Below are 6,297 nucleotides of genomic sequence, written 5' to 3'. Positions count from 1 at the left end.
CCTCGAGGAAGGTCTCGGCGCGGCGGACCGACACCGGCCCCGCGCCCACCACGAGCACCTCCCGCGCGGACAGCCCCACCGTGAGGGGCAGTCCGTCCAACGCGGGCACCGCCGGTCGCTCGGCCGCGGGAGCGGCGTCAGCGAACGCGATCGTCACAGGTGGATGCCGCACTCGGTCTTGGAGGAACCGACCCAGCGACCTGAGCGCGGATCCGCTCCGGCTTCGACGCGGTGGGTGCACGGCTCACAGCCTATCGAGGGGAAGCCGTCGTCGAGCAACGGGTTGAGCAGGCACCCGTGCTCATCCGCGTAGGCGTGGACGCGCTCCAGGGTCCACGCCACGAGCGGGTTGATCTTGATCATCGAGTGCTTGGCGTCCCACTCCACGATCGCCGCCCCGGCACGGTGGTCGGTGTCCACCCGGCGCAGACCGGTGATCCACGCCTCGTATCCGGACAGTGCCGCGTCGAGCGGCTCCACCTTGCGCAGGCGGCAGCACAGCTCCGGGTTCGTCTCGAACGGGCGCGGGCCGAGCGCGGCCTCGTGCTCCTCACGGCTCGCGGGGCTGCGCACGTCCACCACGTTCAGTCCCGGTGTGGACGCGAGGGCGTCCCGCACGCCGATGGTCTCCGAGAAGTGGTACCCGGTGTCGAGGAAGAGCACGTCCACTCCCGGGGCGTACTGCGCGGTCATCTCCGGCACCACGGTGTTGGCCATCGAGCACGCCACGGCCAGGGCGTCGCCGAAGGTCTCGCCCGCCCAGGCCAGGACCTCGGCGGGGTCGACCTCGCCGTGGTGCCCGTAGAGCCCACGGTCGTCGAAACGCTGTGCCGCGTCCTCGGCGATCGCCTTGAGTTCCTCGGTGGTCCGGCGCCTACCGGGGCCGGGGGTCAGGACGGTGCTGCGGGGCAGCAGATCGAGTGCGACTGCGGTCATACCAGGACCTCCTCGTCCACCCGGTGTGCCCACTCGGCGAAGGTCTCGCCGTTCTCACCGGTCTCCACGTACTTGCGGATGACGCGCTCCACGTAGTCGGGCAGCTCCGCGGAGGGCACGCGGAGGCCTCGCACCGTGCGGCCGAGCCCGCCCGACTCCTGGTCCTCGGAGGCCAGGCCGCCGCCGAGATGGACCTGGAAGCCCGGGGTGTCGCCGTCGAGCAGCTGACCCTTGAGTCCGATGTCGGCGGTCTGGATGCGCGCACAGCTGTTGGGGCAGCCGTTGAGGTGGATCGACAGCGGCGTGCGCAGTGGCGCGTCGTCGGCGAACCGGTTCTCGAGCTCACCGATCAACGCGGTGGCGGTGTCCTTGGTGTCGACAAAGGCGAGCTTGCAGAACTCGATGCCGGTGCACGCCATGGTGGAGCGGCGGAAGGAGCTGGGCCGGGCGTGCAGGCCGATCGCGGCCAGTCCCTCGACCAGCTGCTCCACCTTCTCCGGCTCGACGTCCAGCACGAGCAGCTTCTGGTGCGGGGTGAAGCGGACCCGGTGGGAGCCCGCGGCCTCGGCGAGGTCGGCGACCTGCGAGAGCTTCTCGCCGCCCACGCGCCCGACGGTCGGGGCGGCTCCCACGTAGAAGCGCCCGTCCTTCTGCTCGTAGACGCCCACGTGGTCGCCCGAGCCCACGCCACGCTCGGGGGCGGGACCGTCCGGGAGCTCGCGGCCCAGGTACTCGTCCTGGAGGACCTGGCGGAACTTCTCGGCGCCCCAGTCCTTGATGAGGAACTTGAGCCGGGCGCGGGTGCGCATGCGGCGGTAGCCGTAGTCGCGGAAGATCCCCACCACGCCGGCCCACACCTCGGCCGCCTCCTCCTGGCGCACGAACACGCCGATGCGGGTGGCGAGCTGCGGGTTGGTCGACAGCCCGCCACCCACCCAGAGGTCGTAGCCCGGGCCGAGCTCGGGGTGCAGGACGCCCACCAGCGAGATGTCGTTGATCTCGTGGACCACGTCGAGGCTCGGGTGCCCGGTGATGGCGGACTTGAACTTGCGCGGGAGGTTGGAGAACTCCTCGGTACCGATGTACTTGGCCTTGATCTCCTCGATCACCGGGGTCGGGTCCAGGAGCTCGGACTCGGCCACGCCCGCGACCGGGCTGCCGAGGATCACGCGCGGGCAGTCGCCGCAGGCCTCGACCGTGTCGATCCCCACGTCCTCGAGCCGCTGCCAGACCTCGGGGACGTCCTCGATGGCGATCCAGTGGTACTGGATGTTCTGCCGGTCGGAGATGTCCGCGGTGCCGCGGGCGAAGTCGGTCGAGATGCCCGCGAGCACCCGCAGCTGATCGGTGGTGACCGCGCCGCCGTCGGTGCGTACGCGCATCATGAAGTACTCGTCCTGCAGCTCATCGGCCTCGAGCTTGGACGTCCGGGTGCCGTCCAGGCCCTGCTTGCGCTGGGTGTACAGACCCCACCAGCGCATCCGGCCCGACAGGTCGTCGGACGGGATGGAGGCGAAGCCCTCCTTGGAGTACGTGTCGAGGATGCGCTGACGCACGTTGAGCGCGTCGTCCTCGAGCTTGAACTCCTCGTTGTGGTTGAGCGTGAGTTTGCCGTCGATCTTCCACTGGCCCTGCGGCTTGGGGGCACGTGCGGGACGAGCGGGGCGGGCGGCGGCGTCGGTACCGGTCATGTCCGCGAGGGTAGCCGTCGACAGACCGGTCTGTCTAATGACGCACGACAGGCTCCGCCCCCGGCCGCGGGCCCCCGTCGACGACGCTGAGCCCACCCACGAGATCAGCCGCCCCCCGGAGTGGGAGGCGGCTGGGTATCACACCTTCGTGCGGACCCTCACGCCAAGGGCGGGGTCGAACCCAGATCCCCGGCGATGCCGAACACGGTGTACCAGAACACCTCCACGATGTGGACCGGCAGGAACGTCAGGGTGTCGACGAGCGTCGACCCCGTGTCGGTGGCCAGACTGCCGGCCGCGCCGACTGTCGACCCGGCGAATTCAAAGAGACTGCCCCACATGATGAACTCCTTCCAGAGCGGCCGTACCAGCCCACCCTTTGGACTTCATCGCGGTCGCCCTAGCCCGACTATAGGACGATCTTCATTAAGTAGGAACCCCCCAGCGCGGCGGTTACGAATATCCTGAGAAGCTTCACCCGAGCCGCCTGTGCGTGGAAACACCCGTGGATCGTCAGTACCGTGAGTGATGTACCCCACCACCCAGTGGGGGACCACCTCTCGAAAGGACCTCCCATGTTCTCTGATTTCTGGTTCGGCCTCGCCAGCGGCTCCGCTGATCTCCTCCCCGACACCGGCACCGGTTCGGCTGCGATCGACGGCTTCCTCGCCCTGCCCGCCTACATCCTCGGCACCCTCGGCGGCGGCGCGGCGCTGTTCGGTTCCTGAACGCGTCCCGAGGTGCCCCGGTGGTCCGCCACCGGGGCATTCCTCATTTGTCAACCACTGCTCAATCGCGGCTTTCGAGTATCGGCCGCCTCACATCCCGCAGAACTCGAGCCAGGCGTCGACCTCGCGCCGGGCCTGCTCCCTGCCGAGAACATAGGCCTCGGCGAGTCGATCGACCCTGCGTTCGTAGCTCCTGATCAATACCCTGTCCGGGCGGAACACCACCGCATCGCCCGACTCCTCCAGCGCCTCAATCTCGTCGAGCGTCTCGTTGTAGAGCGCCCATCTGTGCTGGAGTGCCTCCCCCACTGCCGGAAACCTGCGAAAGTACGAGCGGTAGAACGGGGTGAGTCTCCGCGGCGGGATCTTCCGGTACCCCTTCGGCTGCGTGAGCACCACCAGGAACTTCTCGTATCCGGACTCCCGCGCCGCGGACAGCGGGACCCCGCCGTCGTGGCCCAGGGCCCCGTCCACGTAGTACTCGCCGTCGATCAGCACCGGCGGCATCCACACCGGCATCGTCGAGGACGACCTGACCATCCGCATGAGTTCCGGCATGCTCGAGGCATCCTCCTCGGTCCAGAAGACCGTGGCACCGTCCGAGCACCTGAACGTGCCGATCCTCGCGGCCGTGCCGCTGGCCGAGAACGTGTCGAAGTCGTACGGCAACACCTGGTCCGGGAGACCGGTCTGCTCGTAGATGTACTCGGCGTTGAACAGACCCTTCCCCCGGGCGAAGCTGCGCCAGTCCCCGAAGTTGGGGTCCGCCGCGAGCTCGACGAAGCTCTTCCGCGCGCGGACGCCCTCGCGGGACAGATAGTTGGCCACGTGCGTGGCTCCCGCGGAGATCCCGGCAGCCATCCCCCCGTGGATACCCGCATCGATGAGTGTCTCCACGACTCCCGCCGTGTGGACCGCCCGCATTCCCCCGCCCTCGAACAGGACGGCGACATCCGGAGCGGTGGGCGATAAATCGGTCACGACACCCAGGGTAGGTCGCATCGTCACATCAGCGATGATCGACTAGCGTCTCCTGAGTGAGCGCCATCGCCGACTTCATCGCATCCGTCAACGATGTCTACTGGTACGCGGTCATCGCGCTACTCGTCATCGCCGGCCTGTACTTCTCCTTCACCACTCTGATCGTCCAGATCCGGATGTTCCCGGAGATGTTCAGGACGATCGTCGAGAAGCCCTCGGACATCGAGCCGGACAAGAAGGGCATCTCCGCCTTCCGCGCCTTCACCGTCTCCGCCGCCTCCCGCGTCGGCACCGGGAACATCGCCGGCGTCGCGATCGCGATCACGGTCGGCGGACCGGGTGCGGTGTTCTGGATGTGGATGCTGGCGATCATCGGAGGCGCCACCGCGTTCGTCGAGTCCACCCTCGCCCAGCTCTACAAGGTCCGGGGCAAGGACTCCTACATCGGCGGCCCCGCCTATTACATCCGCGACGGCCTCGGGTGGAAGCCGGTGGCGGTCGCCTTCGCGGTGATCATCACCGTGACCTACGGCTTCGTCTTCAACGCCGTCCAGGCCAACTCCATCTCCGCCTCCGTACGCAACCAGTTCGGCCTCGAGGGGCTCGGGTCCGGCCTGGTCATCGGCGTCGTACTGGCGCTGGTGGTGGGCGCGGTGATCTTCGGCGGCATCCGGCGACTGTCCGCCGTCACCGAGATCGTGGTCCCGGTCATGGCGATCGCCTACATCGTCGTCGCACTCTTCGTCGTGGCGATCAACATCACCGAGGTCCCGGAGATGATCTCGCTTATCGTCGGCCACGCCCTGGGCTTCCGCGAGGTCGCGGGCGCCGCGATCGGCGCGGCGATCATGCAGGGCATGCGGCGCGGCCTGTTCTCCAACGAGGCCGGTATGGGCTCGGTCCCCAACGCGGCCGCCACCGCGTCCGTCTCCCACCCCGTCAAGCAGGGCCTGGTGCAGGCGCTCGGCGTCTACTTCGACACGCTGGTCGTGTGCTCGGCGACCGCGTTCATCATCCTGCTCGCCAACCCGGAGTTCGGCGGCGACCGCGAGGGCATCACGCTCACCCAGGACTCACTGGCCTCACAGGTCGGCGACTGGGGCGTGCCCTTCCTGATGGTGGTCATCTTCTTCCTCGCCTTCTCCTCGATCCTCGGCAACTCCTACTACGGCGAGGCCAACATCCGCTTCCTGCGCGAGAGCCCCGTGGCCCTACGCGTCTTCCGCGTGCTGGTCATCCTGGCCGTGCTCGGTGGCTGCCTGGGGTCGGTCGACCTCATCTGGAACATGGCGGACCTGTTCATGGGCGTCATGGCCACCATCAACCTCATCGCGATCATCCCGCTCAGCGGTCTCGCGGTGGCCCTGCTGCAGCACTACCTGCGGCAGAAGGCCAAGGGCCACAACCCGGTGTTCCACCGTGACGACCTGCCGCAGGCCCGGAACGTCACGTCCTGGGACGGTTCCGATCCGATGACGCTGCAGCACGTCGCCGACGAGGCGCGCGACGTCGAACCGAAGGGATGAGCCACCCGGCACCGGCCGCGCACTCCCCCGCGTACGAGCGCTACGCCGCCCTGCCCAAGGCGCACCTGCACGTCCACCTCGAGGCCGCGATGCGCGCCGAGACGATGCGTCAGTGGTGTGCCGAGGACGGCGTGGAGGTCCCGCCGCTCGTCGAGTTCCCCGACTTCACCCGCTTCCTCGACGCCTACGGCCTGCTCATCTCGCTCCTGCGCACCCCGGAACGGGTCGGCCGACTGCTCGACGAGGTGGTGGCCGATGCCGCCGCACAGGGCGTCGTGGCGCTCGAGTTCGCCTCCATCCCGGACAAGTCGGCCGCCTTCGACACTGCCGAGGAGGCTCTGGGGTTCATCCTCCCGGCCGCCGCGGAGGCCGGCCGGCGCCACGGGGTGTGGACCGGCGCCATCGTGAGCATCGACCGCGGGGCCGGGCGGGCGC

General features: G+C 68.7%; 6 protein-coding genes and 1 pseudogene. 3 read left to right on the top strand and 4 right to left on the bottom strand.

Going from position 1 to position 6,297, the window contains the following annotated elements; all coding sequences use genetic code 11:
- Positions 1 to 153: 153 nt before the first annotated feature.
- The 3 genes from G6027_RS00325 to G6027_RS00315 all read right to left on the bottom strand — a co-directional run bounded on the left by G6027_RS00325 (position 154) and on the right by G6027_RS00315 (position 2,968).
- Positions 154 to 936, bottom strand: coding sequence for a phosphoadenylyl-sulfate reductase (locus tag G6027_RS00325; protein ID WP_182634363.1), 783 nt, complete (start codon positions 934 to 936; stop codon positions 154 to 156).
- Positions 933 to 2,627, bottom strand: coding sequence for a nitrite/sulfite reductase (locus G6027_RS00320; protein WP_182634361.1), 1,695 nt, complete (start codon positions 2,625 to 2,627; stop codon positions 933 to 935). Before G6027_RS00320 ends, G6027_RS00325 begins: the two co-directional genes overlap by 4 nt.
- Positions 2,628 to 2,785: 158 nt before the next feature.
- On the bottom strand, positions 2,786 to 2,968 hold the full coding sequence (locus tag G6027_RS00315; protein WP_182634359.1) for a hypothetical protein: 183 nt from the start codon (positions 2,966 to 2,968) through the stop codon (positions 2,786 to 2,788).
- A gap of 234 nt (positions 2,969 to 3,202) precedes the next feature.
- On the opposite strand from G6027_RS00315, the gene G6027_RS00310 reads away from it, so the two are divergent.
- Positions 3,203 to 3,355, top strand: a complete 153-nt coding sequence (locus tag G6027_RS00310) for a hypothetical protein (protein WP_182634358.1) — start codon at positions 3,203 to 3,205, stop codon at positions 3,353 to 3,355.
- A gap of 90 nt (positions 3,356 to 3,445) precedes the next feature.
- On the opposite strand, the gene G6027_RS00305 is transcribed toward G6027_RS00310, so the two are convergent.
- The gene (locus tag G6027_RS00305; RefSeq protein ID WP_346995577.1) at positions 3,446 to 4,336 is read right to left on the bottom strand and encodes a patatin family protein; all 891 of its coding nucleotides are present in this window, start codon (positions 4,334 to 4,336) and stop codon (positions 3,446 to 3,448) included.
- 56 nt (positions 4,337 to 4,392) lie between these two features.
- Between G6027_RS00305 and G6027_RS00300 the strand changes: the two genes are divergently transcribed.
- Both G6027_RS00300 and G6027_RS00295 read left to right on the top strand, forming a co-directional pair.
- Complete coding sequence (locus G6027_RS00300) at positions 4,393 to 5,862, top strand: amino acid carrier protein (protein WP_182634356.1); 1,470 nt, start codon at positions 4,393 to 4,395, stop codon at positions 5,860 to 5,862.
- Positions 5,859 to 6,297: pseudogene (locus tag G6027_RS00295) on the top strand (adenosine deaminase); the annotation flags it as partial. The gene G6027_RS00300 and the pseudogene G6027_RS00295, both read left to right, overlap by 4 nt.

Source organism: Dietzia sp. SLG310A2-38A2 (assembly GCF_014145095.1).
Lineage (GTDB): Bacteria > Actinomycetota > Actinomycetes > Mycobacteriales > Mycobacteriaceae > Dietzia.
The sequence above is the reverse complement of the archived record's forward strand: the minus strand, read 5'-3'. Positions and strand labels throughout refer to the sequence as shown.

What these genes read in the sequence shown, in the direction of transcription:
- G6027_RS00315 (WP_182634359.1), bottom strand. Translation starts at nt 2,968, where the DNA reads ATGTGGGGCAGTCTCTTTGAATTCGCCGGGTCGACAGTCGGCGCGGCC.
- G6027_RS00320 (WP_182634361.1), bottom strand. Translation starts at nt 2,627, where the DNA reads ATGACCGGTACCGACGCCGCCGCCCGCCCCGCTCGTCCCGCACGTGCC.
- G6027_RS00310 (WP_182634358.1), top strand. Translation starts at nt 3,203, where the DNA reads ATGTTCTCTGATTTCTGGTTCGGCCTCGCCAGCGGCTCCGCTGATCTC.
- G6027_RS00325 (WP_182634363.1), bottom strand. Translation starts at nt 936, where the DNA reads ATGACCGCAGTCGCACTCGATCTGCTGCCCCGCAGCACCGTCCTGACC.